2 protein-coding genes are annotated in these 1288 nt (G+C 30.3%); both read right to left on the bottom strand.

Annotation, left to right across the window (positions count from 1 at the left end):
- Positions 1 to 858 (bottom strand): alpha-amylase family glycosyl hydrolase (locus IAI56_RS15675; protein ID WP_187658753.1); only part of this gene is annotated, 858 nt, incomplete at its 3' end.
- 10 nt (positions 859 to 868) lie between these two features.
- On the bottom strand, positions 869 to 1147 hold the full coding sequence (locus IAI56_RS15670) for a hypothetical protein (RefSeq protein ID WP_187658752.1): 279 nt from the start codon (positions 1145 to 1147) through the stop codon (positions 869 to 871).
- Positions 1148 to 1288: the final 141 nt, after the last annotated feature.

Here is a 1288-nt window from a genome sequence, read left to right as displayed (position 1 = left end):
ACCATCGGTGTATTTGCTTCTGTCTACCATAGTGGCATACTTATCAAGTTGGGTAGATTTAATATGATTTGTTTTCGTTTTCGTTTCTTGGAAATTTAACCAATCATTTGTAGGTAAGTCTTTTATGAAATAGTATTCTAACCCACAATGATTGAGTACGACATCCCATACAATTCCGATATTTCTTTTTTTAGCTTCAGTTACTAATTTCTTGAAATCTTCATTGGTTCCATATCTACTGTCTATTTTATAAAAATCGGTTGCTGCATAACCATGATAAGAGTATTTAGGCATATTGTTTTCAACCAAAGGTGTGTTCCAAATTTGGGTATAACCCAAGGATTGAATATAATCCAATCGGTTGATTATTCCTTGAATATCGCCACCATGTCGTCCGCTTTCATCCGTTCTATTGGCTTTTTCAAGATAGCCAGTAACATTGTCATTTTTAGGATTGTCATTTGCAAATCGATCGGGAACGATTAGTAGAATTGCATCTTTTTGTGTAAAACTTGCTCTGTTTGCACTTTCTTTTTCTCTGGAAAGTAATGGGAATTCCTTGGTAGTAATTAGTTTATCATTTTTTTTAAATTCGATTTTTACTTTTCCAGGTTCAGCGACTGCACTTATGTTGATAGTGATAAACAAGTAATTTGGATTTTCAACTTTATCAACCTTTGTAATGCTTACTCCTTTGTATTTTAGTGATGGTTCTAAACTGTTTATAGCATCGCCATATACTAGTAATGTTATTTCGTTTAAGTTCATACCAATCCACCAATTAGATGGTTCTATTCTTTTAATTTGGGAATAGGTTGAAAAACTAAATAATGTGAGTAGTAATAGTATTTTTTTCATCTTTCGTAGTTTAAAAACTTACTTGTCTTAATATGGTTTTTCCCAAAGGAATAAGTGTGATGTTTTCTAATTGGTTGGTTGTTTTATTTTTTGCTTTAATTGTGATTTGACCATTTTTATAACTTGCTTGATTGTCTTCGATAAATTGATAGCGATAATCATCTTTTGGTTTATACAATAAATCATCAAAATTGGTGAAGTATGATTTCCCTTTTTCTTCAATAGCATCAATGGGTTTAGCATAAAACAAAGCACCATAACTGAAATATTTTTCGTTATTTAAGTCCACTTTTATTTCAACTTTGGCTTTGAATTCTATTTCAATAAAATCTTCTTTAGCAATTAATTTATCGAAAACTAAGAATTCATTTTCTAATGCGTATTTTTTATTTGTTATGATTTCTGTTGCCCAAGATGGTTTTTTTATTTA

This window comes from Flavobacterium macrobrachii, assembly GCF_014486675.1.
In the GTDB taxonomy this organism is placed as follows: domain Bacteria; phylum Bacteroidota; class Bacteroidia; order Flavobacteriales; family Flavobacteriaceae; genus Flavobacterium; species Flavobacterium macrobrachii.
Note: the sequence above shows the minus strand (reverse complement) of the source record. Positions and strands in the feature narration are given on the sequence as shown.